The following is a 25,473-nucleotide window of genomic DNA, read 5'->3' on the forward strand; positions in this document are numbered from 1 at the left end:
TTCGAAATCTGTCGCGGCCAACTGTACCGATAGGCTGATCGCATGCGCGGAATCATCCTCGCCGGCGGCACCGGGAGCAGGCTTCACCCGATCACGCTGGGTGTGAGCAAACAGCTGGTCCCGGTGTACGACAAGCCGATGATCTACTACCCGCTCTCGACGCTGATGCTCGCCGGGATCCGGGACATCCTGGTCATCACCACGCCCGGCGACCGCGCCGCCTTCGAACATCTCCTCGGCGACGGCGAGCGGTTCGGCGTCTCGATCAGCTACACCGTTCAGCCCGAACCGGAGGGCCTCGCGCAGGCCTTCCTGCTCGGTGCCGATCACATCGGCGACGATTCCGTCGCGCTGGTCCTCGGCGACAACATCTTCTACGGTCCGGGGCTGGGTTCGCAGCTCAAGGGGTTCGATGGGCTCGAGGGCGGTGCGATCTTCGCCTACCGGGTCGCCGATCCCAGCGCGTACGGTGTCGTCGAGTTCGACTCGGCGGGGAACGCGGTGTCGTTGGAGGAGAAGCCCGCGAGGCCGAAGTCGCGCTACGCGGTGCCGGGGCTGTACTTCTACGACAACGACGTGGTCGACATCGCCGCCGGCCTACGGCCCTCCGCGCGCGGCGAATACGAGATCACCGACGTCAACGCGGAGTACCTGCGGCGCGGAAAGCTCCGGGTCACGGTGCTGCCGCGCGGCACGGCCTGGCTCGACACCGGCACCTTCGACGGTCTGCTCGACGCGGGGAACTTCGTCCGGACGGTGGAGCAGCGGCAGGGGCTCAAGATCGCGGTGCCCGAAGAGATCGCTTGGCGGCTGGGATACCTCGACGACGAGCGGCTCCGCGCGACCGCCGTACCCCTTGTGAAATCCGGTTACGGAAGTTATCTGCTCGACCTGCTCGAGCGCGGACGGGAGTTGTGAGCGTGGATGTACGACCGCTGAGCATCGACGGCGCGTGGGCCTTCACCCCCGTGCTTCACGGCGACGATCGCGGAGTGTTCCTGGAAGCCTTCAAAGCCGACGTGGTCGCCGAGACCATCGGCCGACCGTTCCAGCTCGCCCAGGTCAACACCTCGGTGTCGGCGGCGGGCGTGGTCCGGGGCATCCACTTCTCCGATGTGCCGCCGAGTCAGGCCAAGTACGTGACCTGCTCTGCGGGGGCGGTGCTCGACGTGGTCGTCGACATCCGCGTCGGCTCGCCGACCTTCGGCCGCTGGGACACGGTGCTGCTCGACGACAACGACCGCCGCGCCGTCTACCTGTCGGAGGGATTGGGCCACGCCTTCTGCTCCCTGCAGGACGGATCGGTCGTCACGTATCTGTGCTCCACCGGATATCGGCCGGGCAGCGAGCACGGCATCGACCCGATGGACCCCGAACTCGGCATCGAATGGCCGAAGATCGCGCGCGACGGCTCTCCGCTGGAGTACGTGCTGTCGAAGAAGGACTCCGCCGCGCCGGGCCTGTCGCAGGCTCGGGAGTCGGGATTGCTGCCGAGTCTCGATGACGTGCGCGAGTTCCTGACGGACTGAGCTCGAGTCAGGAAATTTTGGCTCCCGGAAGGGTCTGAGAGACCGTTCCGGGAGCCAAAATTTTCGGCGGAGGTCAGCCCAGGGACGGGAATGGCGGGAGCGCGGGGGTGAAGAGCCAGTCCTGCCAGATGTCGTTCAGCGACGATGTGGAGAAAGTGGAGGCGAGCGCGATGAAGTCCTCGGTGGTCACGCAGCCGTAGGCGTACTTCTCCGTCCACCGGCGGAGGAGAGCGAAGAACTCGCCGTCGCCGATCCGCAGACGCAGCGCGTGCAAGGTCATCGCGCCGCGCTTGTAGACCCAGTCCTCGAACATCTCCTCGGCGCCGGGGTCGGCGAGCGGGACGCGGACCGGCGCGGCGGCGAGCTTGGCGTAGTAGTGCCGCGCCCACTCGTCGGTCGACCTGCCGCCGGAGTGCTGGCTCCACAGCCACTCGGCGTAGCAGGCGAAGCCCTCGTGCAGCCAGATGTCGCGCCAGCGCGCGACCGTCACCGAGTTGCCGAACCACTGATGCGCGAGCTCGTGCGCGACGAGGCGCTCGTGTTCCCGAGTGCCGTCGCAGTGGTTGGCGCCGAAGGTGGAGAGGCCCTGAGATTCGAGGGGGATGTCGAGGTCGTCCTCGGTCACGACGGCAGTGTATTCGCGGAACGGATACGGGCCGAACATCTCGATGAAGGCGCGCATCATCTGCGGCTGCCTGGCGAAGCTCACGTCGAACCGAGCGCGGAGCGCGGGCGGGACCAGCGCATGCACCGGCACCGGTTCCTCCGCCATCGTCCGGTGTTCGTACTGTCCGATCTGAATAGCGGCCAGGTAGGTCGCCATCGGCTCCACCTGTTCGTACACCCAGGTGGTCTGCGCGGCGCGGCGGCGTTTGGACGCGAGCCGGCCGTTCGCGAGCGCAAAGTACGGGCTGTCGGTGGTGATCTCGATGCGGAACGGCGCCTTGGCCTCGGGATGGTCGTCGCAGGGGAACCACGACGGCGCGCCGTTCGGCTGATTGGCGCACAGCGAGCCGTTGTCGAGTTCCTCCCATCCGACGTCGCCGAAGGGACCCCGTATCGGCCGGGGACTGCCGCGGTAGCGCACCTCCACCGTCAGCGCACCGCCCGGCGGCACCGGCGCCGGCGGCGTGATCGACAGCTTGCCGAGCCGGTGGGAGAAGCGTGCGCGCCGGTCGTTGACCGTCACGCGGTCCACGCGCATGCCCGTCGCGAGGTCGAGGCTGAACCGGCTCAGTTGCTGGTACGACGACGCGGTGATGACCGCGGTCCCGGACAGCCTGTTGCTGCTGACCCGGTACTCGAGGTGCAGATCGTAGCGGGAGACGCGGTACCCGAGGTTGCCGTTGCGGGGAAGGTACGGATCCAATTCATGGGAAGCCGCACTGAGTTTGGGGGTGTGCCACGCGGACTTCTCGATCTTGCCTGGCACAGACAGCCTTCCCGTTGGTCGATTGGCGCGGCAGTTCGAGCCTACCGCTGAACCTGCGACGCCGCGTGACGACGGTCAGCGCGGCCACGGCGTGATCGGATTGCCCTGCCAGCGCGTGTGCGCCGGAACCACGTCGCCGCGCATCACGAGCGACGCGGGCCCGACCGTCGCCGACGTCTCGATGCCGGAGGCCGGCAGCGCCACGCAGTGCGGGCCGAGTGTGGCACCCGCCGCGAGGGTCACCGAGTCGATCGCCATCACGCGGTCGTGGAACAGATGCGTCTGCACCACGCAGCCGCGCTGGACTGTCGCGCCGTCGCTGAGCGTCACCAGGTCGGCTTCGGGCAGCCAGTACGACTCGCACCACACGCCGCGGCCGATGCGCGCGCCCAGCGCCCGCAGCCACAGGTTGAGCACCGGGGTGCCGGCCGCGGCGTTGGCGAACCAGGGGGCGGCGACCGTCTCGACGAAGGCGTCGGAGAGTTCGTTGCGCCAGACGAACGAACTCCACAGCGGATGCTCCGATGCGCGAATGCGCCCCACGACCGTCCATTTGGCGATCGCCGCGATCACGCCCGCGACCGCTCCCGCCGCCAGCAGGATCAGCCCGCTGCATGCGGCGGCCACCAGCACGTTCGTCGTCACGGCCAGCGACTGCAGCGCGAACAGCACCCCGACCCCGATACCGAACGAGACCATCACCGCGATGATCCGCAGAGTCTCGACCACCCCGCGCGCCACGCGGAGCCGGGTGGGCGGGGCGAAGGTCCGTGACGTGTCGGACTCCGACGCCGTCCGCCGCAACCGCACCGGCGGGCTGCCGAGCCAACTCGACCCGCTCTTGGACTTCGTCGGCGCGGACGACAGCACCGCCACCAGCGAATTCTTCGGCAGCTTGCGCGAGGGCGCCACCATGCCGGAGTTGCCGAGGAAGGCTCGCTTGCCGACCTTGGCCTCGCCGACGCGCATCCAGCCGCCCCCGAGTTCGTACGACGCCATCAGCGTGTCGTCGGCGAGGAACGAGTCGTCGCCGACACTGGTGAACTTCGGGATCACCAGCGCGGTGGAGATCTCCGTCCCCCGGCCGATCCGGGCGCCCAGGGCGCGGAACCACCAGGGGGTGAGCAGGCTCGCGTACAGCGGGAACAGGTAGGTTCGCGCCGAGTCCATGAGCCGTTCGGTGGCCCACACCTGCCACCCGATGCGCGACCGGACGGGGTACACCCCGGCGCGCATTCCGATCGACAGCAGCCGCACCGCCACCAGGATGAGCAGCGCGAACGCGGCCATCGCGGCCACGGCGGCGACCGGCGCCATCGCCAGGCCGCGTGCCGCGGCGGCGCCCATCGAGTCCGCGGGCAGCGCCCAGGAGCCGATCACGGTGAGCCCGACGGCCAGCGACACCAGCGGTATCCCGGAGATGAGGAAGGCGCTGCACGCATATACCGGCACCCACCGGCGACGCCGCGGGGGCCGGTGCTCGGGCCAGTCGGCTTTCGCTTTGCCGACTTTGGCGGCCGGCGAGCCCGCCCATCGCTGTCGCGACTTCACCTTCCCGCGCACCGCCGATCCCGGGTCGACGATCGCGTCGCGTCCCACGGTGGCGCCCGGGAACAGCGTCGAGCGCGATCCCACGGTGGCGCCGGGCTTGATCGCGATCTCGCCGATCACGAGCTCGTCTCCGTCGATCCACCAGCCCGCGAGGTCGACCTCCGGCTCCACGGCGGCGCCGTCGCCGATCTCCAGCAGCCCGGTGACCGGCGGCAGCGAGTGCAGGTCGACGCCGCGGCCGATGCTCGCACCGAGCGCCCGGGCCAGCGTCGGGAGCCACGGGGCTCCCGAGAGATTGTGGGCACCGCTGGCCTGCATCAAGCGTTCGGCGGCCCACAGGCGCACGTGGACGGATCCGCCGCGCGGATACGTGCCGGGACCGACCCCCGCGAGCAGGGCGCGAGCTCCGGCGGCGGCGATCACCAACCGGCCGAAGGGAGTCACGAACACCAGGAACGCGACGATCAGCAGCCACCAGTTCACCGACGCCAGCCACGGCGCGGAGTAGCCGAGGGCGTCGGCGGCGGCGCGACCGACGTTGTTCGCGACGCCCAGCCAGGTGATCCACTGGATGCCGGTGAGCGTGGCGAGTGGGATGGATGCGGCCGCCTGCGCGAATCCGGTGGACCGCGGCACCGGCGTCACCGACCGCGGTGCGACGGTGGCCCCGGGTGCCAGGGAGTCGAGGAGCTCGGCCAGCGAGCCGAGCCGGGGGTGGTCGTAGAGGTCGGCGACGGTGATCTCGGGGTAACGGGCGCGCAGTGCCGTCACCAGTTGAGCCGCGGAGAGCGATCCGCCGCCCTCGGCGAAGAAGTCGGCTTCGGCCGAGTCGACACCGACGCCCAGCACCGCCGTCCACTGTTCGGCGAGCCACGCCTCGGTGGGTGTGAGATCGCCGCCGCCGTCCGAGGAGTCCGTGCCCGGCACCGGCCAGGGCAGCGCGTCGCGGTCGACCTTGCCCGAGGTGCGGGTGGGCAGCTCGTCCATGAGGAACAGCCGGGGCACCAGCGCGGCGGGCAGGTCCTCGCGCAGCAGCGCTTGCGCGGCCGCGACGTCGAAACTCGGGTCGGCCGACGCGAGATAGCCCACCAGCAGGGCGTTCCCGGTGGCTGTCTTGCGGACGGCGGCCGCCGCACCGCTGACCCCGGGGAGATTCTGGAGCGCGTTGTCGACTTCGCCGAGTTCGATGCGCCGACCGCCGATCTTGACCTGATCGTCCGCCCGGCCGACGAAGTCGAGACCGTCGTCGCACATCCGCACCAGGTCGCCGCTGCGATAGGCGCGATCCCAGCCGAGCGAGGGCATCGGCGAATACTTCTCCGCGTCCTTGACCGGGTCGAGGTAGCGGGCCAGCCCCACGCCGCCGATCACGAGTTCGCCAGTCTGCCCCGGCTCCACCGGCTGTTGGTCGGCTCCCACCACCGCGAGGTCCCAGCCGCGCAGCGGCAGACCGATCCGCACCGGCCGTCCCCGGTGCATCTGCGCGGCGCAGGCCACCACGGTGGCCTCGGTGGGCCCGTAGGTGTTCCACAGTTCCCGGTCGTCCGTCGCGAGACGGTCGGCCAGTTCGGGAGGGCACGCCTCACCCCCGAAGATCAGCAGACGGACGGCTTCGAGGGCCTCGGCCGGCCACATCGCCGCCAGGGTGGGGACGGTCGAGACGACGTTGATGTCGCGCTTCACCAGCCACGGACCGAGGTCCATTCCGGAACGGACGAGCGCCCGCGGCGCGGGTACGAGGCAGGCGCCGTTGCGCCACGCCAGCCACATCTCCTCGCAGGACGCGTCGAAGGCGACCGAGAGGCCGGCGAGCACGCGGTCGCCGGGTCCGAGCGGTTCGTCCTGCAGGAACAGCTGGGCCTCCGCGTCGACGAACGCGGCGGCGTTGCGGTGGGTCACCGCCACGCCCTTCGGCTTCCCGGTGGAGCCGGAGGTGAAGATGATCCACGCGTCGTCGGCGGTGGTCGCCGGGGACGACAGGAGTGCGGGGTCGTGATCGGTGCGGGTCTCGCGGTCGGTGCGCCGATGGACGCCGTCGGCGTCGATGATCGCGTCGACGTCGGCCTCGCCGAAGACCAGTCGCGCGCGTTCGTCGGGGTCGTCGGCGTCCACCGGCACGTAGGCCGCGCCCGCGTACAGGGTCGCGAGAATCGCGATGTACAGATGGCGATCGCCCGAGGGCATCCGGATACCCACCCGGTGCCCGCGTCCGATGCCGATCGACGCGAGCCTGCGGGCCACTCGACGCACCAGGACGGCGAGTTCGGAGTACGAGACCATGCGGTCGCCGTCGTCGACGGCCGGCGCGTCCGGGTACCGCTCGGCGGTGGCGGCGAGGATCTCGCACAGGGTGCGCGGAGCCGGTGCCTGGGACGAGAGCAGGTACTCGGGCGGGATCGGCACGGGTGATGGACCTCCGGGAGGCGACGCGAACGAGCAACGGGCCACCACGGCACGTCGAGGTAATTGTGCAACAGGGCGAACAATCGCGCTGGGCGGCACACTGCGGGTCCGAGCCGGTTTCGCCTGCTCGACGAGCTCACCGGAGCGGACCGTAAGCTGGATCACGTCGGGCCGGCGACGCTCGATCACCGGCACGTATCGATGCTTGTATCACCAGCGCTCAGGAGATGAAACATGGCGGCACCGCTCAAACTCGGACTGAAGGCGTCGGCGGAGCAGTTCGACCCGCGCGAACTGGTCGAGGTCGGCGTGATGGCGGAGGAGTTCGGTCTGGACTCGGTGACGGTCAGCGACCACTTCCAGCCGTGGCGGCACAACGGCGGACACGCCCCGTTCTCCCTCGCGTGGATGGCCGCGGTCGGCGAACGGACGCAGCGACTGCAGATGGGCACCTCGGTGCTCACCCCGACCTTCCGCTACAACCCCGCTGTGATCGCCCAGGCGTTCGCGACGATGGCGTGCCTGTACCCCGGCCGGGTGATGCTCGGCGTCGGCACCGGTGAGGCGCTGAACGAGTACGCCACCGGGTTCCAGGGCGACTGGCCGGAGTTCAAGGAGCGCTTCGCGCGCCTGAGGGAGTCGGTCCGCCTGATGCGCGAGCTGTGGACCGGCGAGAAGGTCGACTTCGACGGCGATTACTACCGCACCCAGGGCGCCTACATGTACGACATCCCCGCCGAGCCGGTGCCGGTGTACATCGCGGCGGGCGGTCCGGTGGTGGCCCGGTACGCCGGACGGGCCGGCGACGGTTTCATCTGCACCTCCGGCAAGGGTATGGAGCTGTACACCGAGAAGCTCATCCCGGCGGTGAAGGAGGGCGCCGCCAAGGCCGAGCGGGAGTTCACCGACATCGACCGGATGATCGAGATCAAGATCTCCTACGACCGCGACCCGGAGACGGCCCTCGAGAACACCCGCTTCTGGGCGCCGCTGTCACTGACCCCGGAGCAGAAGCACAGCGTGAACAGCTCGGTGGAGATGGAGCGGCTCGCCGGCGAACTCCCGATCGAACAGGTCGCCAAGCGGTGGATCGTCGCGTCGGATCCGGACGACGCGATCGCGCAGATCAAGCCCTATCTCGACGCCGGGCTCAACCATCTGGTCTTCCACAACCCCGGGCACGACCAGCGCCGGTTCCTCGAGTCGTTCACCGCCGACGTGGTGCCGAAGCTGCGCGCGCTGGCCTGACCGGCCGAGGCGTTCCGGGGCACAGACGCCGAACCGTGCCGTCTGTGTCCCGTTTCGTGCCACTGGTCCGATACTCCCGCTTGGTCGGACCTGTGGCGACGATGAATGTTTGCAGGTAGGAGGATTTTTCCGGGGCCGACGGTTCTCGTTGGAGGCCCGATTTGAGAAAGTGCATTGCCTCCCGCGGGGCAAGGCTCTCGGATAGCGTTCCGAAATATGGGCAATGCGAAGGATTCTCGTAGAACTCTTATCAAGAATGCACGGGTGTTCGACGGTCTCGCCGACCGAGCCGCGGACGGAGTCGACGTCCTGATCGACGGACGCACGATCGCCGCGGTGTCCACCGATCCGATCGATGCGCAGTCGGCCGACGCCACGGTGATCGACGCGGGCGGCAAGTTCCTGATGCCCGGTCTGTCCGACGCGCACGTGCATCTGATGGGCAATGCGAACGGCTACCTGGACTTCGTGGCCGGGCCCACCGGCAGCCTGTACACGAACACCCTCGCCGAGGCGAGGCGCATGCTGCACCGAGGGTTCACCACCGTCCGCGACATGGGCGGCGACGTGGCGCCGATCAAGACCTCCATCGACCGCGGCGACTTCGAGGGCCCGCGGATCTTCCCCAGCCAGGCGATGATCTCGCAGACCTCCGGTCACGCCGACTTCGCGTTCGTCTATCAGACTCCGCAGGAGTTCGGGGGCGGCCCCTCGCGGACCGATGAGATCGGCTTCACGCGGGTGGCCGACGGCGTCGACCGGGTGCTGGCCGCGGTGCGCGAGCAACTCCGCAAAGGCGCGAGCCAGATCAAGCTCACCGTCGGAGGTGGCGCCGCGTCGATGTACGACCCGCTGTACACCCTGCAGTTCACGCCGGACGAGATCCGCGCCGCCGTCGCCGCGGCCGCCGATTACGGCACCTATGTGGCGACCCACGTCTACACCGTCGACGGAGTGCGCCGGGCGATCGAGGCCGGTGTGCGGTCCATCGAGCACGGTCACCTGGCGGATGAGGCGACCGTCGCGCTCATCGGGGAAAAGGGTTTGTGGCTGTCGATGCAGCCCTTCGCCGAGGCCGATCACCACTATCCGGACCCCGCGAGAGCAGCGAAGAACACACAGATCTGCGCGGGCACCGAAGCGGTGTACGGCTGGGCGCGCAAGCACGGTGTGCAGGTGGTCTTCGGCACCGATCTGCTGCTGGAGCCCGAAGCGGCGCCCCGGCAGAGCGTGATGGCCGCGCGGCTGGGCGACTACTACTCGAATGTCGAGGCGCTGAAGATGCTCACCTCCGGCAACGCCGCCCTGTTCGAGATGGCCGGTCCGCGCAATCCGTACGCGTCGGCCCGGCTCGGCGTGATCGCCGAGGGCGCGTGGGCCGACCTGCTGTTGATCGACGGCGATCCGATCGCCGACCTCTCGGTGATCGCACAGCCCGACGAGAAGTTCGTCCTGATCGTCAAAGACGGCGTCGTCGTCAAGAACGCGGTGTGAGGACGGACGTGACGATCCAGTACGAGACCGCGGCGTTCGACACCGATCCGCTGCTGCACGGCATCGACCTGGGGGTCGACGCGTCGTGGGGACACATCTACGGTCCCGTCGAAGTGACGGTGCCACGCGGCGGCGTCACCGTTCTGCAGGGGTCGGGCGGCCGCGGCCGGACGGCGTTGCTGCTGACGCTGTGCGGGCGGATGCGCCCGACGAAGGGAACGCTGACGGCCTTCGGCCGCACCGACGACGCCCACCATCTGTTCAATCACTCCGCGATGGCGTTCATCGACGAGGTCGACGGCATCGAGCAGACGATTCGCGTCCGGGACGTGCTCACCGAACAGCTGCGCTGGCACGCGCCCTGGTACCGCTGGGTGAAACAGGCGCGTGAAGACGACCTGGAACGGATCTGCCGTCCGGTGTTCGGGGACGATCTGCAACTGCCGCCGCTGATGTCGTACGTCGAGGAACTGCCCGAGCTGACCGCGGCGCTCTTCCGGATCGCGGTCGCGAACATCGGGAGGTCGGAGCTGCTCGTGGTGGGCGGGGTCGACAACCTGACGCGGGTGGAGAACTCGAACCTGTTGCTCGACCGGCTCGTCGCGCTCGGGCGCGAACAGACGGTGGTGACGGCCGACGTGAACGGCGCGCCGGCGCACCGGGGACTCGTCCGAGTGGAGCGAGTCGACAATCTGACGGACCGCGAATTCGTCCGGCTCGAGCCGGCAGATCGGAACATCTGACATGCTCGCCGCCTTTTCGCCGGGAAGCGATTTCAAGCGTTACTACCGCGGGCGGATGCCACGGCTCGCGCTGGCCGTCATCATCCTGATGCCGCTGCTCTACGGTGCGCTCTACCTGTGGGCGTTCTGGAACCCGTTCAACGCCGTCGACAAGATCCCGGTGGCTCTGGTGAACCTGGACAAGGGCGCCGAAGTGATGGGGAACAAGCTCGACGCCGGCGACCAAGTGGTGCAGGGGCTCATCGACTCGAAGCAGCTCGACCTGCACGTGGTGTCCGAGGATGAGGGCGCCCAGGGTGTCGCCGACGGCAAGTACTACTTCTCGATCACCCTGCCCGAGGACTTCAGCGCCAAGGTGGCCTCGCCGACGTCGAGCGAGCCCGGCTCGGCCGAGCTGATCTTCACCTACAACGACGCGAACAACTACCTCGCGACCATCATGGGCCAGGACGCCGCGCAGCAGGTGGTCAACAAAGTGTCGGCGCAGGTCGGTTCCCAGACCTTCGAGATCGTTCTGAACGACGCGGGGTCGATGGTCGGGAAACTGACCCAGGCGGCCGACGGGGCCAACGAGCTGAGCGCCGGACTGGTCACCGCGCACGACGGCTCGGCGAAGCTGTCGTCGGCGTTGAACGAACTCAACGACGCGATCGTCGAGGCGACCGATCCGCTGATGGCGCTCTCGGAATCGCCGGGCCGCGGAATGAGCGCGGCCGAGTTGAGCGCGGCGGCCGACCGGATGAGTCGGACGGCGGCCGGACTGAGCACGATCAGCGGCGGCGCGGCCACCGCGGAGAGCGACGCCTCGCAGGCTCTCGCCCGCGTCACCGCGCAACTGAAGGGACATCCCGACCCCGCGGTCCGCGCTGCAGGTCAGGCGCTCGAGGGCGTGCGCCGCCAGCTGGCGACTCCGCAGCGACCCGATCTGCCGAGCTCGGCTGAGCTGGCGCAGTTGAGCACCGACACCGCCGCGGTCAGCCGCGAGCTCGCCGATCCGTCGAGTCCGGTGCGCATGGCGATGACTCTTCTCGAGCCGGGCGTCATGCACGACGATCTCGTGAAGGTCCGCGCCGGATCGGCCGAACTCAGTTCCGGCGCCGACCAGCTCACCGCCGGTCTCGTCGAACTGTCCTCCGGCTCCAAGGAACTGGCGTCGGGCCTGAACCAGGGCGTCGAAGCGATACCGCACTGGTCCGCCGCGCAGAAGAAGGAACTGGCCGACACCCTCGGGCAGCCGGTCAAGCTCACCGAGAACACCGAGCACGAGGCCGCGACCTTCGGTACCGGTTTCGCACCGTTCTTCTTCTCGCTCGCGCTGTTCGTCGGCTGCATCATCGCCTGGATGCTGTTCACCCCGATCCAAGCTCGGCCGGTGGCGCAGGGACTCGACTCGCTGCGGGTGGTGCTCGCATCCTATGCGCCGACCTTCGCCGTCGGTTTCCTCCAGGCGGCGATCCTGTACGCGGTGGTCGTCTTCGCGATCGGGATGCGCCCGGCGTATCCGGTGGCCACATTCGGCTTCATGCTGCTGATCGTCGCGATGTTCCTGGCGATGATCCAGATGTTCAACGCGCTGTTCGGGCCGGCCGTCGGGCGGGTGGTCACGCTCGCGTTCCTGATGATCCAGCTGACGTCCGCGGGCGGCATCTATCCGGTGCCGACGACGACCCTCCCGTTCCAGTACATCCACTGGGTGGACCCGATGACCTACACGGTCAACGGTCTGCGCCAGCTGACGCTCGGCGGAATCGACCATCGACTGTGGATCGCGATCGCCGTGGTGGCGGGCCTGACCGCGCTGTTCATGGCAGGGTCCACATGGGCGGCACACCGCAACCGCCAATACACGATGGACCGCTTGTATCCGCCAGTCGAGGTCTGACCGGCGCCGAGTTCCCGCGCTGTACCCACCGCTGTTGAAGGAGAAGAGATGCCCAACTCGCGTTCGACCGACTCGATGATCGTCAGTCCCGTGTTCACCCGCGGGGGAGAGGCGACCGAACTGCCTCGGTTCGAGATGCCCGACGAGATGATGCTGCCGGAGACGGCGTATCAGATCGTGCACGACGAGGCGATGCTCGACGGAAACGCCCGGCTCAACCTGGCGACCTTCGTCTCGACCTACATGGACAAGGAGGCGCAACTCCTGTACATGCAGACGGTCGACAAGAACATGATCGACAAGGACGAGTACCCGGCGACGGCGGCGATCGAGGACCGCTGCTGGCGGATCCTCGGCAACCTCTGGCACAACCCCGACGTCGACCAGGCGATCGGCACCTCGACCATCGGGTCGTCGGAGGCCTGCATGCTCGGCGGCCTGGCGCTCAAACGCCGGTGGCAGGCCAAGCGCAAGGCCGCGGGTGAGTCGATCGAGAAGCCGAACCTGGTGATGTCGACAGCGGTGCAGGTGTGCTGGGAGAAGTTCTGCAATTACTTCGAGGTGGAGCCTCGCTGGGTGCCGATCACCGAGGAGCATCTGTTCCTCGACGGCTATGAACTCGAGAAGTACGTCGACGAGAACACGATCGGCGTGGTGGCGATCATGGGCCAGACGTACACGGGCGCGTACGAGCCGGTGAAGGAGATCTCCGCCAAGCTCGACCAGATCCAGAAGGACACCGGCCTCGACGTGCACATCCACGTCGACGGTGCCTCGGGTGCGATGATCGCGCCGTTCTGCCAGCCGGATCTGGAGTGGGACTTCCGCGTCGACCGTGTCGCATCGGTCAGCACCTCCGGCCACAAGTTCGGTCTGGTGTATCCGGGCGTGGGCTGGATCGTCTGGCGCGACGCCGAGGCGCTCCCGGAGAGCATGATCTTCCACTGCAGTTACCTGGGGGGAGACATGCCGACGCTCGCGCTGAACTTCTCGCGGCCGGGCGCCCAGGTGCTGCTGCAGTACTACCAGTTCCTGCGGCTGGGGCGGGCGGGCTATGCCGCCGTCCAGCAGGGTTCGCTCGACGTGGCGCAGTACCTGTCGTCGGCGATCGCGGAGATGGGCCCGTTCGAGTTGATCAGCAAGGGCGACACCATCCCGGTGTTCGCGTGGCGGCTCACGAAGGACGCGAACCCGAACTGGAACCTGTACGACCTTCAGGACCGGCTTCGGATGAAGGGCTGGCAGGTGCCCGCCTACCCGCTGGCCGACGATCTCGCCGACATGACGGTGCAACGGATCGTGGTGCGGGCCGGGCTCAGTCACGATCTCGCCGACAAGTTGCTCGACGATCTGCGCGCGGAGGTCGACTTCCTCGAGAAGCTCGACGCGCCGATGCCGCGTGAGGGCAACAACTCGCACTTCCACCACTAGACGTCCGTGGTCCGCTGCTCGTCTCCTCAATGTGGGAGGCGAGCGGCGGGGAGTCGCTCAGGAGACACGTACCGTCCATGACCAATCGCAACGCCACCACGGCGCTGACGAGCCGGATCCTGACACCCTCGGTGGTTCATCAGTGCATCGGCTTCATGATCGGCTCTGCGCTGTTCGCGATCGGCTCGGCTCCCGGTTTCGGGAACTGGGCCGGCGCGTCCGTCGTGAACATCTGCTATTTCGCCGGCTCCTGGTTCTTCACCGGTGCGGCGTTCATCCAACTGGTGCTCAGCGGCAGTCCCACCGTCCCCGTCTCGTATGCGCCGGGGGTGATGGTTCGCGCCGAGTGGTTCGCGGCGGCGACGCAGTTCTTCGGCACACTGCTGTTCAACGTCAGCACCGGCGGGGCGCTCATGACGCACACCATCCGCGGCGAGAAGCATCTCGTCTGGACTCCGGACGCGGCCGGCTCGGTGGCGTTCCTGGTGAGCGGGTTCTTCGTCCTCGTCGCCTTCTCCCACGCCACGGGACGGATGTGGGCGCCCGGTGACCGGAACTGGTGGTCGGGCCAGATCAACTTCATCGGGTGCGTGGCATTCGGCGTCTCCGCCGTCGCCTCCTACATCACGGTCGGCGGCATCACCGTCGATGCCGTGGCCGCCAACGTGGGCACCTTCGTCGGCGCGATCTGCTTCTTCCTGGCCTCGGCCGTCGTCCTCCCACGGGCATCGGCGGCACGATGACTGCCCGGCCCGCCCCGGACGAGATCAGGGACTGGAGCCGGTCGGTCGGCGTGTGCGACGACGATCCGCCGCTCGTTCTCGGCGGGCGGCAGGGACTGGCGGCCTACCGGGACATGGTGGGCGTCGACCGGCTCGCGAGCGCTGACCCGGAGACTTTCGGCGCAGCGATCCACCAGCGCAGGCTGTCGGTGGTGACGGCCACACGGGCGCTGCGCACACCGCTGACGTGGCACGCGGAGGTTTCCGAACCCCCACCGGACGGCGACTTCCTGTTGATCGCGATGCCCGACGCCGCGGGATCGTCCGGCGACCACGTCGTGGTCGTGACCGGCGGCTCGCCGGAACCGCCGTCGTCCGGTGACCTGGCGGACGTGGCCGCGCTGCGGATCCCGGCCGACGAACTGGGAGTCGGGGCGAGGACGCTCGCCACGGCCGGTGTACTCATTCCCGACACCCTGTTGGCGGCGGTCGCGGCGCGGAGTGTCCGCGGGTTCGTCTCATCGGTCCTCGCGCGCGATGTGCGGACGCCGACCCTGGCCGCCGAGATCGCGATGATCGACATGCTCTCCGCGGTGGTCGCCGAGACGGGCTGCCGGTCCGGTGACGTGTCCGGCACCACCGCCTACGTCCGGGAGCAGACTCACGAACTCATCGAGCGGCACTTCCGCGATCCGTCGCTGTCACCGGCGGTGCTGGCCGGGCGCCTTCACCTGTCCCGGCGCCAGTTCTACCGTCACTTCGAGGACTGCGACCGGAGCGTCGCCGAGATGATCGCCGACCGACGACTGCAGGCCGCGCGGGCGCTGCTGATATCGAACCCGGCGGCGTCGATCGCCTCGGTGGCCCGAGCGTGCGGGTTCGCGTCGCTGGGCGCCTTCCGCTTCCGGTTCCGCCGCGCCTACGGTCTGGGCCCCAATGAGTTCCGTGATCGGCTGGCGCAGTCGAGGGCGGGAGGGGCGCCCGCGTCCGCGGAGACCTCGCGTCCGGTGGGCTAACCCGACTTCGCAGGCGGGGCGACGGTGTCGGTCACCGTCTTGGTGTCGGTCTCGGTCCGCGTCCTGGTGACCGTGTCGGTCACGGTGCGCGTGGCCGTGGCGTTCGACGTCGCCGTCTCGGTCGCGGTCTCGGTCACGGTGTCGGTCGCGGTGCGCGTGGCGGCGCTGCCGGTGGTCGTCGAGATCACCGTGGTGGTGTCGACGACGGTCTCGGTGACCGGAGCCTGGCTGTCGGACGATCGGCTCTGGCCGACGAGGAAGAAGCTGACGATGACGAGAGCGGCGGCGAGGCAGGCGACCGCGGTGATGATCCGCCAACGCCGGACGGCCGCGGTCTCCGCGGCGGCGGCCGTCACGGGTTCCGGAGGGCCGGTCGGCGGGCCGTACCCCGCTGGCTGGTTGCTGTAGGCGGTCTGTCCCGCAGACGCCGGGTACTGCGGCTCGCTCGACGGGGGTGTCGTGGGGCCGTCGTTCGGCGGCTGGGTCACGGGCGCTCCTAGGACGAGACGATGCGGGCCGCGGCGGGTCGTCGCGCCGCGGTCTCCCAGAACAGTACCGCGCCGGGTATGCCGCGATACCGGCCTGCTAGCAGTTACCCCCAGGTAGTGACAGTTGCGACGCAAGTTTGCCGATCGGACCCGCCCGATGTGACCCGAATATCACCTTGGCGCTTTTGGTGATTCGCTCGACACTGATAATTGGGTGTGCAAGTATGTCAGATGAGAAAGCAAGGCTCCCTCCCAAAGCCAGGCCCATCTCGCCATGTCCCCCATGCGTAGAAGGTCTCCTCATGCCCCATAGTGCAACCCTGCCCAAGACAAGTCTGTCCAATACGCGCGCTTCGTTCCCTCAGGCGGCACGTCCCGGACTGGCGACCCGGCTCACTCCGCGCACCGTCGCCGAATGGGAAGCGCGGCTCGGCGTCGGCAGTGTCCCGACGCGCCCGCGTCCGGACCGGTTCACCGGCCATTCCGGCACCACCGCCTACAGCCCGACGGTCGACGTCCGCATCGCGGAACCGGAGACCTTTCATGCGATGCGCTTCGCACAGAGTCTGTCGTCGATCGTGACCTACTGCGCACTGCAGCCCGCGATGACGATGGAGCGCACGGCGGAGCGGGTGCGGAACGAGCCGTCGGACTCTCTGGTGGTCAGTGTCAGCGGTATGCGCGGACAGTCACTCATCCGGCAGAACGGCCGGGAGTTCGTCTACGGCCCCGGCGACCTGGTGTTCGTCAGCAACGCGACCCCGTACAGCCTGGTGACCAACGCCGTGGCCGACCCGTCCGGACTGCTCATCCCGTTCAATCGGCTCGGCAAGCACCGCCACATCGCCGAGCGGCTGCAGCGTCCCATCGCGGCCAACACCCCGCTGGCCCGCGCGGCCGCGGTCTTCGTCCGCCGATTCGCCGCCGAGACCTCGGCGCTCAATGCGGGGCAGGCGACGGGCACCGTCTCGGAGCAGGCCGCCGTCGATCTGATCGTCGCCGCGCTGTCGGAACTCGACGGTTCTCCGACCGGCACCGAGGACAACGCCCTGTTCGTCCAGGAGGCCGCTCGCGACCTCATCGACCGCCACCACCGCGATCCCAGCTTCTCCCCGGACGCGATCGCCGAGCGGCTGCACCTCTCGCGCCGCCAGCTGTACCGCTACTTCGAGAACTGCGACACCTCGCTCGCGAGCCGGATCGCCGATCGCCGGCTGCAGACCGCCCACGAGATGCTCATGCAGAACGCGGGCGCCTCGATCAGCACCATCGCGCTCTCATCGGGCTTCCCGACGGTCGCGACCTTCCGGAACCGGTTCAAGCAGCGCTACGGCGTCGGACCGGTGGAGTATCGCCACCGCGTGCGCGGATAGCGGCGGGGCCGGCACCGGTCACGGCGGGGAGTCGGCCGCCGGATCGAGCCGCCACAGCGGGTTCACCGGGCCGTGGCCGGCGCCGAGCGGATAGGCGGCGGCCAGGCCGCGGGTGACCCACCGCTTCGCGAAGGCCACGGCGTCGGGCACGCGGTAGCCGTGGCCCAGCGCGCCGGTGATCGCCGCGGCCAGGGTGTCGCCCGCACCGTGGTCGTGCGGGGTGTCGATGCGTCTGCCCGGGAACTCCAGGAACTCTCGGCCGTCGTACAGGATGTCGGGGCTGTGTTCGCTGCCCCGCAGGTGGCCGCCCTTCACCAGGGCCCACCGGGCGCCCGTCTCGCGCAGTGCCGCGGCGGCCGCCCGTTGGCTCGCACCGTCCACGACGTCGATCCCGGTCAGTAGGCGCACCTCGTCCAGGTTCGGCGTGACGACCGTGGCGAGCGGCATCAACCGCTCGGTGAGCGCACCGAGGGCGTCGGACGCCAGCAGGGGATCGCCGTGCATCGACGCGCAGACGGGATCGACCACCAGCGGCACTCCCGTGTCACCGCCGATGCCGAGCTGCGTCGCGGCCTCGGCGATCGCCGTGATGATCGGATCGGAGGCCAGCATCCCCGTCTTGACCGCACAGACGCCGATGTCGGGAACCACCGAGTGCATCTGCGCCGCGACCACCGCCGGATCGATCTCCTGGATTCCGGTGACCCCGGTGGAGTTCTGCACGGTCACCGCGGTGACCGCGACGCAGGCGTGCAGGCCGAGCATCGCGAAGGTGCGCATATCGGCCTGAATGCCCGCGCCGCCGCCGGAATCGGAGCCGGCCACGGTCATCACCCGGACCGGGGTGACGCCGGGGCCGGCCTGCGGAAGCCGCAGGGTCACGGCGCGGCGGCCTCGGAGATCGGCAGGTACACCTGGTTTCCCGCCGCCGCGAACTCGGCCGATTTGGCCGCCATGTCCTGTGCCAGCCGCGCGTCGATGTCCTCCTGCGTGACGAGCCCGTTCTCCTGTGCATAGGTGCGGACGTCGGCCGAGATCCGCATGGAGCAGAACTTGGGGCCGCACATGGAGCAGAAGTGCGCGGTCTTCGCCGGCTCGGCGGGCATCGTCTCATCGTGGTACTCGCGTGCCGTGTCGGGATCGAGCGCGAGGTTGAACTGATCGGTCCAGCGGAACTCGAAGCGCGCCTTGCTGAGGGCGTCGTCGCGTTCCTGGGCGCGCGGATGACCCTTGGCGAGGTCGGCCGAGTGTGCCGCGATCTTGTAGGTGATGACGCCGACCTTCACGTCGTCCCGGTTCGGCAGCCCCAGGTGCTCCTTCGGCGTCACGTAGCAGAGCATCGCCGTGCCGGCCTGCGCGATCATCGCGGCGCCGATCGCGGAGGTGATGTGGTCGTAGGCCGGCGCGATGTCGGTGGCGAGCGGGCCGAGCGTGTAGAACGGGGCCTCCTCACACAGCTCTTCCTCGAGCCGGACGTTCTCGGCGATCTTGTGCATCGGGACGTGCCCGGGGCCCTCGATCATCACCTGTACGCCGTGGCTCTTGGCGATCTTCGTCAGCTCGCCCAGGGTCCGCAGTTCGGCGAACTGCGCCTCGTCGTTCGCATCGGCGATGGACCCGGGGCGCAGGCCGTCGCCGAGCGAGAAGGTGATGTCGTACCGCGCGAAGATCTCGCACAGCTCGTCGAAGTGCGTGTACAGGAACGACTCGGTGTGGTGGGCCAGACACCATGCGGCCATGATGGAGCCGCCGCGCGAGACGATGCCGGTCACCCGCTTGGCGGTCAGCGGGACGTAACGCAGGAGCACGCCGGCGTGCACGGTCATGTAGTCGACGCCCTGTTCGGCCTGTTCGATGACGGTGTCGCGGTAGATCTCCCAGGTCAGGCGCGTGGGATCGCCGTTCACCTTCTCGAGCGCCTGGTAGATCGGCACGGTTCCGACCGGGACGGGGGAGTTGCGCAGGATCCATTCGCGAGTGAGGTGGATGTCCTTGCCGGTCGAGAGATCCATGATGGTGTCGGCGCCCCACCGGGTGGCCCAGACCATCTTCTCCACCTCTTCGGCGATGGACGAGGTGACGGCAGAGTTGCCGATGTTCGCGTTCACCTTCACCGCGAAGGCCTTGCCGATGATCATCGGCTCCGACTCGGGGTGGCGGTGATTGACCGGAATCACCGCGCGTCCGGCGGCCACTTCGCTGCGGACCAGCTCGGCGTCGACGCCCTCGCGCGCGGCGATGTATCTCATCTCCGGCGTCACGATCCCGGCGCGTGCCCAGGCCAGCTGGGTGGCCGCGTCGTGTCCGCCCACGGGCACCGGTGCCGGCCGTTCCCAGGAGTCGCGCGTCTTCGCCAGCCCCTTCTCGAGGTCGATGGTCGCCGACGAGTCGGTGTACGGACCGGAGGTGTCGTAGAGGTCGAGGTGCTCGCCGTTCGTCAGATGCACTCGACGCTGGGGAACGGCCATGCCGTCGACGTCGAGGTAGACCTTGCTGCTGCCCTCGATGGGGCCGCAGGTCACCTCGGCGGTGGCGTCGTCACGTGTGGTTCCAGGCATGGATGTGCCCATGATGATCCTCCCTACGCCGGCATTATCCGGACAGGTTCAGGCGGTCGACGACCGCCTGTCGCCATCTCAGCCCCCGGTTCCGTGGGAGCCCCCGCGTGTGAAGTTGTGCGGTGCCCACCATACTCACGTCGTCCGGTCGCGTCGCATCGTGATGCAGATGTGACAGATGTGACTTGCGTCTCCCCGTCGAACGAACGTAATCTTGTGACGCTGGTCACAGGAGGTCAACGAATGCATCGCAAAGTCCGTCACTCGCATCCGCCGCAGTCGGCGCGCTCGCTGCTGCACCAGATCTCCGAGGTCTCCCACAATCCGGAGCGGGAGCGCTTCGAGTTGCGGGTGGGCGGCGACCTGGTCGGCGTGCTCGGCTATCGCATCGACGACGGTCCCGACGGCGAGGTGGTGACGATCCTCCACACGGTCCTCTACGACGAGTACAGCGGCCACGGGCTGGCCACTCGGCTCACCGGCGGCGCCATGCAGTACATGCGCGACAACCAGCTCAAGGTGCGGCCGCTGTGCACCTTCACCAAGCACTTCCTCGACGCCCATCCCGGCATGGTGGCGATGGCCTCCGCCTGAGGCGGACCGACCGGCGCACCTGCCGGGATCAGCTCAGGTCGAACACGAGGGGGGCGTGATCGCTGGCGCCCTCCGCGGCGCGGGCGTCGCGGTCGATGAAGGCGTCGTGGATACGGTCGTCCAAGGCGGGGGAGCAGAGCGCGAAGTCGATGCGCATGCCCTCGTTGCGGGCGAAGCGCCCGGCCTGGTAGTCCCAGAAGGTGTAGGTCCCCGGACCGGGGGTGAAGGGGGCCGCGCTGTCGACGAATCCGCCTTCGACGAAGCGGCGGAAGGCGGCGCGCTCCTCGTCGGAGGTGTGCGTGCGGGACGCGAAGTACTCGGGGTCCCACACGTCCTCGTCGGTCGGCGCCACATTCCAGTCTCCGGCGAGAGCGACCTGGGCGGCGGGATCGTGCGACAGTTCCAGCGATGTGACATCGGCGAGGGCGCTGAGCCAGTCGAGTTTGTACTGGACGTGATCGTGTCCCGGCTCGCGCCCGTTGGGGGCGTACAGGCTCCAGACGCGCACGCCTCCGCAGGTCGCCGAGATGGCTCGCGCCTCCCGTTCACCGGCGTAGAGCGGCTGCCCGTCGAATCCGATGTGGATGTCGTGCACCCCGATCCGGGACGCGATCGCGACGCCGTTGTATCCGCTCGACCCGTGGAACGCGACGTCGTAGCCGTGGGCCAGAAAACTCATCACCGGGAACTGATCGTCGGTGCACTTGGTCTCCTGCATCGCGAGCACATCGATCGCATGCCGATTCATCCATGCCACGACCTGCTCGGATCGGGCGCGGATCGAGTTCACGTTCCACGTCGCCAGGCGCATGGCGTCAATCCTGCCGCAACCGCATCAGGGGCGCACCGGCGCCCTCCCACCGGCCTGCGACGGCGGCCGCGTCGTCGGCGGACGTGAGCAGGACGAGTCCGAAGCGGCGGCCCGATCGGCGCAGCCGCTCCCGCCAGTGCGCGGGGGAGGTGGCGAACCACTCGAAGTCGCCTTCCGGAGCGTCGGCCAGGAGTCGGCCGGCATCGGAGACGACGGTCAGCAATGCCGTCGCCCGCGCGCCGGTGGGGGTCCGCAGACCGGTGGGGAGGTCGCCCATGCAGTCGTCGAACGCGTCTTTGTTGTGCCCGAAGTGGCCGGGGAAGTCCCATGCGGCGGCGAAGAGATCGTACAGTCCGTCCAGCGTGCGCATCCGGTCGCCCGGCAACCGCCGGACCGCTGCGCCGGTGCGGTACGTGGTGACGTCGCCGACCGCGAGCGCTGTCGCCGGGCCCTCGCCGGCGAGGAATTCGGTCAGGGAAGCGGTGGTCACGCCGACGGCCCCCGGATCTGGACGAAGGTCCGATAGTGGTCGAGGGTGTACCAGGCGGACCCGTCGCTGCCGGTCACGATGCGTTCGGCGTCACGTCCGCGTCCCGGCTTCTTGGGGTTGACGTCCCATTCCTTGTAGACGATGCGCCGCCCGTCTGCGGACTTGACCGGCAGCTTGCGCTCGTTGTTCCGGAAGGTGTCGCCGCCGTGGGTGCCCGGGGCGTTCGCCGCCTCCGGCCACCGGCCCGAATCGATCTCGTTCAGCGTCTTGGTGACCCGGGTGGGAGCGTCGCCGCCCCTCGCCTCGACCGTCGCCGGGCCGGGCGCAGCCGTGGACGTGCCGAGGAGCGGGCCGGCGGCCGTGGACGTCGGTGCGGACGACGCGTCGTCGGGGCTGTCGCGGCCGTCGATCCACCACGTGAACGCCGCGATGGCGAGCAGCGCGATGACGGCGAGCGCCGAAGCGATGATTCGTCGCCTGGTCAGGTCGGGGTCGGTGGAGTTCGACATCGCCGTCCACCGTAATTCATCGCGCCGCCGCTACAGAGCCAGCAGGCGACACGTGTGGTGCAGTTCGAAGTCCAGTGCTCGCCACGCCGCGCGGGCCGAGTCGTCGGACGCCGCCACCGTCACCGCGACCACCCCGTCGGCGATCGGCGCCCAGTCGCCGGGCGGGGTGGGGGCCGTCGGCTCGGGGCCGACCAGCACCTCGTAATCGGCCGAACTCGCGATCGCCGCACCCAGCGAGGCGACGCGCATCAGCCGGTCGGCGACGATCACGCGGCGCGGCAGCCCCCGGCCGTCGAGCCAGCGCAGCGCCGCGGGCAGACCGGCCGCGGTGGAGCCGAAGTCGACCGGTGCCGCGGCTCCCGACCGCAGAGAGTCGCCGGCGCCGTTGACGAGCCACCCGTCGGTCTCGGTTCGCTCGGCGGCCGGTGCGGCGCGCATCAGTGCTCGCTCCACGCCGCGGATCTCGGAGTTGCGCACCACCCGTCGCGAGAGCAGTCGCACCGACGTGATCGCATCGGTGCGGATGCGGTGGCGGACGCCGTCGCGCTCGACGACGACCGCCTCGCCGGTCCGCTCCCGGAGCAGCCCGGTGATGTCCGACAGGCTGGGGGAGCGATCGGTCGGGGGATTGGGTGAGGCCCGCCAATCGGCGGGCGCGTCGGCGCCGAGCCGGTACCGGACCACCACTCGATCGCCGACCGCGGGCTGCGGTCCGCGAGACACGGGCGACGGGTCCGGCGACGGCACGGCGGGCGGGTCAGTCGTCGTGGCCGAACGGATCGGTGACGGTGCCCGGCAGCCAGGTGAGGCCGGGCACGCCCCAGCCGTTGCGCTTGATCGCCTTCTTGGCCGCCCGCGCGTTGCGCCCGATCAGCACGTCGACGTACAGGAATCCGTCGAGGTGTCCGGTCTCGTGCTGCAGCATCCGGGCGAAGAATCCGGTGCCCTCGATCTCGACGCGGTCGCCGTTGCGATCGGTGCCGACCACCTTGGCCCAGTCGGCCCGCCCCGTCGGAAAGCCCTCACCGGGCACCGAGAGACAGCCTTCGTCGTTGTCGTCGGGATCGGGCATCGTCTCGGGGATCTCGGAGGTCTCCAGGATCGGATTGATCACCTCGCCGCGCCGGCGCACGCCGGCATCGGGGCAGTCGTAGACGAACATCCGGAGCGGCCGGCCCACTTGATTCGCCGCGAGTCCGACGCCGTTGGCGGCGTCCATGGTCTCGTACATGTCGTCGAGCAGAGCGACGATCTCGGCCGAGGGCTTCGAGTCGGCGTCGAGCTCGACCGGGGTGGTCGGCTGGTGCAGCACGGGTTCGCCGATGATGCAGATCGGGAGAATTGCCATGACAGAGCAGTCTACTGCGCGAGAGGTCCGGTTTCGCTGCGGTGCGTCGGCACGGACGGCGGCCGCGATCGTGGTTAGATGTTCGACGGAACCACACTGATGTCATTCGTGCGCCGAGGCGGCGTGCGAGCCGGTGTGAATGCACGGTCCAGCTGTTTGAGGAGCGAGATGAACGGCGCAACGGCGAGTAGCCCGCAGGGCGACGACCCCTCGGCGATCGACGGAGCCCGCGACCAGGCTGCGAACCTCGACCCCCACGAGGTGGGTCCCGACGGACTGACCCGGCGTGAGCGGGAGATCCTGAACTTCGAGCGGCAGTGGTGGAAGTACGCGGGATCCAAGGAAGACGCGATCAAGGAACTGTTCAACCTGTCCGCGACCCGTTACTACCAGGTGCTGGGGGCACTGGTGGACCGCCCGGAGGCGCTCGCCGCCGATCCGATGCTGGTGAAGCGTCTGCGCCGGCTCCGCGCCTCGCGCCAGAAGGCCCGCGCGGCACGACGGCTCGGGTTCGAGATCACCTGACGCGGGCACGGCCTGCGCACGGGCTGCGCGGGTGGCCGGTGGGTTAGAGTTGCCGTGATGAATGCTGAGCGAGAGAACAACCGACTTCCGCTGCGTGCGGGTGCCATGCTGCTGTTGGCGATCGCGGTCGTCTGCCTCGGCCTCGGCATCCATCAGTTGACGACCAGCGGTGAAGATCCCGACGCCGGCCTCAAGGCCGCCGGGCAGAGCGCACAGGCCGCCGCCGAGTCGGAGAAGCAGCAGGAGCAGGCGACGTCGAGCAAGTCTCCGTCCAGCAGCACCGCGCCCGCCGCGGACACCGAAGGCGTGCCCGAACTGTGCGTCCTCAATGCCGGCAACGTGACCGGTCTGGCCGGTTCGGTCAGCAAGGAGCTCACGGCCGCCGGATTCAAGGTCGGTGAGACGGCGAACCTGAGCACGTCCAGCGTCAGCGAGAACACCATCTTCTACTCCCCCGAGCAGGAGGAGGCCGCCAAGAAGGTGGCCGCGGCCGTTCCGGGCGGTGCCGCCCTGAACCCCCGGCCGACGGCTTTCACGCGTTGCCCGGAGGGCCTGCCGGTCGTGGTGGTGAGCCGGTAGCACGCGGACCGGACGCACCCGTCATAATCATTGGCGAACAGTAAACATCAGCGAACACGGCAACAGCCCCAACGTGCACGCGAAGCGGATGGAGATCCGCCCAGCCGACCACAGCGCCGACGACTAAGGAGCACACATGACCGTCCGTAGCACCAATCGCGCTTCGACCGTCCGGGTCATGGCGGCCGTGGCCGCCGCGGGCGGCGCGGCCCTGGCACTCTCGGCCTGCACCCCGAACGAGCAGCCGAGTGACGTGCCCGGCACCACCCCCGCGGTCGTCACCGGCGACCAGGTGGCTCCCGGCGACGTCGTGAACGCCGACGGCATCCCGGCGAGCGCGCAGTCCGCGTCGACCACCCTGGTCAACAAGGACGGCAACCGCGTGGGCTTCGTCAGCTTCTCGCAGGAGGGCGAGGCCGTGAAGGTGTCGATGCGGGTGGCCGGTGTGAAGCCGGGCGAGCACGGCATCCACATCCACACGGTCGGCAAGTGCGAGCCCGCGACCGGGTTCTCCACCGCCGGCGGTCACTTCCAGGCCGACGGTCACACCGGCAAGCCGGAGTCGGGCGATCTGGCCACGCTGAACGTCCTCAAGGACGGCACCGCCAGCGCCAGCACCACCACCGACGCGTTCACCGTCCAGGACATCCGCGGCAAGGCCGTCATCCTCCACGATCTCGCCGACGGCGGCTCCGAGGCACCGCGCCTGGCCTGCGGCGTGATCTCGCAGACCAGCTAGCGCCGACC

General features: G+C 69.1%; 24 protein-coding genes and 1 riboswitch. Of the genes, 14 read left to right on the forward strand and 10 right to left on the reverse strand.

Translation table 11 applies throughout. The annotated features are described in order from the left end of the window. The first annotated feature begins 42 nt into the window (after positions 1-42). Together rfbA and rfbC are read left to right on the forward strand one after the other, a co-directional pair. Entirely contained in the window at positions 43-918 is an 876-nt protein-coding gene (gene rfbA, locus Y710_RS03950) for a glucose-1-phosphate thymidylyltransferase RfbA (RefSeq protein WP_006897975.1), read from the forward strand. A gap of 2 nt (positions 919-920) precedes the next feature. Continuing rightward, complete coding sequence (gene rfbC, locus Y710_RS03955; protein WP_045539642.1) at positions 921-1,529, forward strand: dTDP-4-dehydrorhamnose 3,5-epimerase family protein; 609 nt, start codon at positions 921-923, stop codon at positions 1,527-1,529. Positions 1,530-1,602: 73 nt separating this feature from the next. Here the strand turns inward: rfbC and Y710_RS03960 are convergent, their stop codons facing one another. Both Y710_RS03960 and Y710_RS03965 read right to left on the reverse strand, forming a co-directional pair. Then, positions 1,603-2,949, reverse strand: coding sequence for a M1 family metallopeptidase (locus tag Y710_RS03960; RefSeq protein WP_156150506.1), 1,347 nt, complete (start codon positions 2,947-2,949; stop codon positions 1,603-1,605). An 87-nt stretch (positions 2,950-3,036) separates the two neighbouring features. Beyond that, positions 3,037-6,915, reverse strand: coding sequence for a Pls/PosA family non-ribosomal peptide synthetase (locus tag Y710_RS03965; RefSeq protein WP_062366448.1), 3,879 nt, complete (start codon positions 6,913-6,915; stop codon positions 3,037-3,039). 234 nt (positions 6,916-7,149) lie between these two features. Here Y710_RS03965 and fgd point away from each other — a divergent pair, with 234 nt between their 5' ends. From fgd to Y710_RS04000, 7 genes are all read left to right on the forward strand, one after another. Further along, a complete protein-coding gene (fgd, locus tag Y710_RS03970) occupies positions 7,150-8,163 on the forward strand; it encodes a glucose-6-phosphate dehydrogenase (coenzyme-F420) (protein ID WP_006897979.1) in 1,014 nt (337 codons plus the stop codon). 216 nt (positions 8,164-8,379) lie between these two features. After that, positions 8,380-9,657, forward strand: a complete 1,278-nt coding sequence (locus Y710_RS03975) for a metal-dependent hydrolase family protein (protein ID WP_062366450.1) — start codon at positions 8,380-8,382, stop codon at positions 9,655-9,657. Between the two features lie 8 nt (positions 9,658-9,665). Beyond that, on the forward strand, positions 9,666-10,400 hold the full coding sequence (locus Y710_RS03980) for an ATP-binding cassette domain-containing protein (RefSeq protein ID WP_006897981.1): 735 nt from the start codon (positions 9,666-9,668) through the stop codon (positions 10,398-10,400). A gap of 1 nt (position 10,401) precedes the next feature. Further along, a complete protein-coding gene (locus Y710_RS03985; RefSeq protein WP_062366453.1) occupies positions 10,402-12,282 on the forward strand; it encodes a YhgE/Pip domain-containing protein in 1,881 nt (626 codons plus the stop codon). Between the two features lie 48 nt (positions 12,283-12,330). Continuing rightward, the gene (locus Y710_RS03990; RefSeq protein WP_006897983.1) at positions 12,331-13,713 is read left to right on the forward strand and encodes a glutamate decarboxylase; all 1,383 of its coding nucleotides are present in this window, start codon (positions 12,331-12,333) and stop codon (positions 13,711-13,713) included. A 77-nt stretch (positions 13,714-13,790) separates the two neighbouring features. Then, the gene (locus tag Y710_RS03995; protein WP_006897984.1) at positions 13,791-14,456 is read left to right on the forward strand and encodes a hypothetical protein; all 666 of its coding nucleotides are present in this window, start codon (positions 13,791-13,793) and stop codon (positions 14,454-14,456) included. Further along, complete coding sequence (locus tag Y710_RS04000) at positions 14,453-15,451, forward strand: helix-turn-helix domain-containing protein (protein ID WP_062366455.1); 999 nt, start codon at positions 14,453-14,455, stop codon at positions 15,449-15,451. Before Y710_RS03995 ends, Y710_RS04000 begins: the two co-directional genes overlap by 4 nt. Here the strand turns inward: Y710_RS04000 and Y710_RS04005 are convergent. Beyond that, positions 15,448-15,939, reverse strand: coding sequence for a hypothetical protein (locus tag Y710_RS04005; RefSeq protein ID WP_062366457.1), 492 nt, complete (start codon positions 15,937-15,939; stop codon positions 15,448-15,450). The genes Y710_RS04000 and Y710_RS04005 overlap by 4 nt on opposite strands. A gap of 302 nt (positions 15,940-16,241) precedes the next feature. Here Y710_RS04005 and Y710_RS04010 point away from each other — a divergent pair, with 302 nt between their 5' ends. Continuing rightward, positions 16,242-17,312, forward strand: a complete 1,071-nt coding sequence (locus Y710_RS04010; protein WP_006897987.1) for a helix-turn-helix domain-containing protein — start codon at positions 16,242-16,244, stop codon at positions 17,310-17,312. An 18-nt stretch (positions 17,313-17,330) separates the two neighbouring features. On the opposite strand, the gene thiD is transcribed toward Y710_RS04010, so the two are convergent. Beyond that, positions 17,331-18,143, reverse strand: a complete 813-nt coding sequence (gene thiD, locus Y710_RS04015; protein ID WP_062366550.1) for a bifunctional hydroxymethylpyrimidine kinase/phosphomethylpyrimidine kinase — start codon at positions 18,141-18,143, stop codon at positions 17,331-17,333. Between the two features lie 47 nt (positions 18,144-18,190). After that, positions 18,191-19,882 carry a phosphomethylpyrimidine synthase ThiC gene (gene thiC, locus Y710_RS04020; RefSeq protein WP_082084081.1) on the reverse strand — a complete coding sequence of 564 codons (1,692 nt, stop codon included), beginning with the start codon at positions 19,880-19,882 and terminating at the stop codon, positions 18,191-18,193. Further along, a riboswitch (TPP riboswitch) is annotated at positions 19,874-19,987 on the reverse strand. (Overlaps the previous gene by 9 nt.) A gap of 126 nt (positions 19,988-20,113) precedes the next feature. Between thiC and Y710_RS04025 the strand changes: the two genes are divergently transcribed. After that, positions 20,114-20,464 carry a GNAT family N-acetyltransferase gene (locus Y710_RS04025; RefSeq protein ID WP_006897990.1) on the forward strand — a complete coding sequence of 117 codons (351 nt, stop codon included), beginning with the start codon at positions 20,114-20,116 and terminating at the stop codon, positions 20,462-20,464. 28 nt (positions 20,465-20,492) lie between these two features. Here the strand turns inward: Y710_RS04025 and Y710_RS04030 are convergent, their stop codons facing one another. The 5 genes from Y710_RS04030 to Y710_RS04050 are packed head-to-tail and all read right to left on the reverse strand — an operon-like array spanning position 20,493 to position 23,622. Beyond that, positions 20,493-21,275: an exodeoxyribonuclease III gene (locus Y710_RS04030; RefSeq protein WP_006897991.1), complete on the reverse strand. Its 783-nt coding sequence runs from the start codon at positions 21,273-21,275 to the stop codon at positions 20,493-20,495. A 4-nt stretch (positions 21,276-21,279) separates the two neighbouring features. Continuing rightward, the gene (locus Y710_RS04035; protein ID WP_006897992.1) at positions 21,280-21,765 is read right to left on the reverse strand and encodes a barstar family protein; all 486 of its coding nucleotides are present in this window, start codon (positions 21,763-21,765) and stop codon (positions 21,280-21,282) included. Then, positions 21,762-22,274 (reverse strand): guanyl-specific ribonuclease, encoded by a 513-nt coding sequence (locus Y710_RS04040; RefSeq protein WP_062366459.1) that lies wholly within the window; start codon positions 22,272-22,274, stop codon positions 21,762-21,764. The genes Y710_RS04035 and Y710_RS04040 overlap by 4 nt, the downstream gene beginning before the upstream one ends. 30 nt (positions 22,275-22,304) lie before the next feature. Beyond that, positions 22,305-22,997 carry a GNAT family N-acetyltransferase, cg3035/Rv0428c family gene (locus Y710_RS04045; protein WP_231875666.1) on the reverse strand — a complete coding sequence of 231 codons (693 nt, stop codon included), beginning with the start codon at positions 22,995-22,997 and terminating at the stop codon, positions 22,305-22,307. A 34-nt stretch (positions 22,998-23,031) separates the two neighbouring features. Then, complete coding sequence (locus tag Y710_RS04050; protein WP_045539684.1) at positions 23,032-23,622, reverse strand: peptide deformylase; 591 nt, start codon at positions 23,620-23,622, stop codon at positions 23,032-23,034. A gap of 168 nt (positions 23,623-23,790) precedes the next feature. Here Y710_RS04050 and Y710_RS04055 point away from each other — a divergent pair, with 168 nt between their 5' ends. From Y710_RS04055 to Y710_RS04065, 3 genes are all read left to right on the forward strand, one after another. Beyond that, the gene (locus Y710_RS04055; RefSeq protein ID WP_006897996.1) at positions 23,791-24,147 is read left to right on the forward strand and encodes a DUF3263 domain-containing protein; all 357 of its coding nucleotides are present in this window, start codon (positions 23,791-23,793) and stop codon (positions 24,145-24,147) included. 57 nt (positions 24,148-24,204) lie between these two features. After that, positions 24,205-24,726, forward strand: a complete 522-nt coding sequence (locus tag Y710_RS04060) for a LytR C-terminal domain-containing protein (RefSeq protein ID WP_006897997.1) — start codon at positions 24,205-24,207, stop codon at positions 24,724-24,726. Between the two features lie 136 nt (positions 24,727-24,862). Further along, the gene (locus Y710_RS04065) at positions 24,863-25,465 is read left to right on the forward strand and encodes a superoxide dismutase family protein (RefSeq protein WP_006897998.1); all 603 of its coding nucleotides are present in this window, start codon (positions 24,863-24,865) and stop codon (positions 25,463-25,465) included. The last annotated feature ends 8 nt before the right edge of the window (positions 25,466-25,473 follow it).

The sequence above is a fragment of the Gordonia sp. QH-12 genome (genome assembly GCF_001578675.1).
Classification (GTDB): Bacteria; Actinomycetota; Actinomycetes; order Mycobacteriales; family Mycobacteriaceae; genus Gordonia; species Gordonia sihwensis.

Bases quoted from the DNA above. Each gene is read 5' to 3' on its own strand.
- rfbA (WP_006897975.1), top strand. From the start codon at position 43: ATGCGCGGAATCATCCTCGCCGGCGGCACCGGGAGCAGGCTTCACCCG.
- fgd (WP_006897979.1), top strand. From the start codon at position 7,150: ATGGCGGCACCGCTCAAACTCGGACTGAAGGCGTCGGCGGAGCAGTTC.
- Y710_RS03975 (WP_062366450.1), top strand. From the start codon at position 8,380: ATGGGCAATGCGAAGGATTCTCGTAGAACTCTTATCAAGAATGCACGG.
- Y710_RS03985 (WP_062366453.1), top strand. From the start codon at position 10,402: ATGCTCGCCGCCTTTTCGCCGGGAAGCGATTTCAAGCGTTACTACCGC.
- Y710_RS03990 (WP_006897983.1), top strand. From the start codon at position 12,331: ATGCCCAACTCGCGTTCGACCGACTCGATGATCGTCAGTCCCGTGTTC.
- Y710_RS03995 (WP_006897984.1), top strand. From the start codon at position 13,791: ATGACCAATCGCAACGCCACCACGGCGCTGACGAGCCGGATCCTGACA.
- Y710_RS04000 (WP_062366455.1), top strand. From the start codon at position 14,453: ATGACTGCCCGGCCCGCCCCGGACGAGATCAGGGACTGGAGCCGGTCG.
- Y710_RS04010 (WP_006897987.1), top strand. From the start codon at position 16,242: ATGCCCCATAGTGCAACCCTGCCCAAGACAAGTCTGTCCAATACGCGC.
- thiD (WP_062366550.1), bottom strand. From the start codon at position 18,143: ATGACCGTGGCCGGCTCCGATTCCGGCGGCGGCGCGGGCATTCAGGCC.
- thiC (WP_082084081.1), bottom strand. From the start codon at position 19,882: ATGGGCACATCCATGCCTGGAACCACACGTGACGACGCCACCGCCGAG.
- Y710_RS04025 (WP_006897990.1), top strand. From the start codon at position 20,114: ATGCATCGCAAAGTCCGTCACTCGCATCCGCCGCAGTCGGCGCGCTCG.
- Y710_RS04030 (WP_006897991.1), bottom strand. From the start codon at position 21,275: ATGCGCCTGGCGACGTGGAACGTGAACTCGATCCGCGCCCGATCCGAG.
- Y710_RS04040 (WP_062366459.1), bottom strand. From the start codon at position 22,274: ATGTCGAACTCCACCGACCCCGACCTGACCAGGCGACGAATCATCGCT.
- Y710_RS04050 (WP_045539684.1), bottom strand. From the start codon at position 23,622: ATGGCAATTCTCCCGATCTGCATCATCGGCGAACCCGTGCTGCACCAG.
- Y710_RS04055 (WP_006897996.1), top strand. From the start codon at position 23,791: ATGAACGGCGCAACGGCGAGTAGCCCGCAGGGCGACGACCCCTCGGCG.
- Y710_RS04060 (WP_006897997.1), top strand. From the start codon at position 24,205: ATGAATGCTGAGCGAGAGAACAACCGACTTCCGCTGCGTGCGGGTGCC.
- Y710_RS04065 (WP_006897998.1), top strand. From the start codon at position 24,863: ATGACCGTCCGTAGCACCAATCGCGCTTCGACCGTCCGGGTCATGGCG.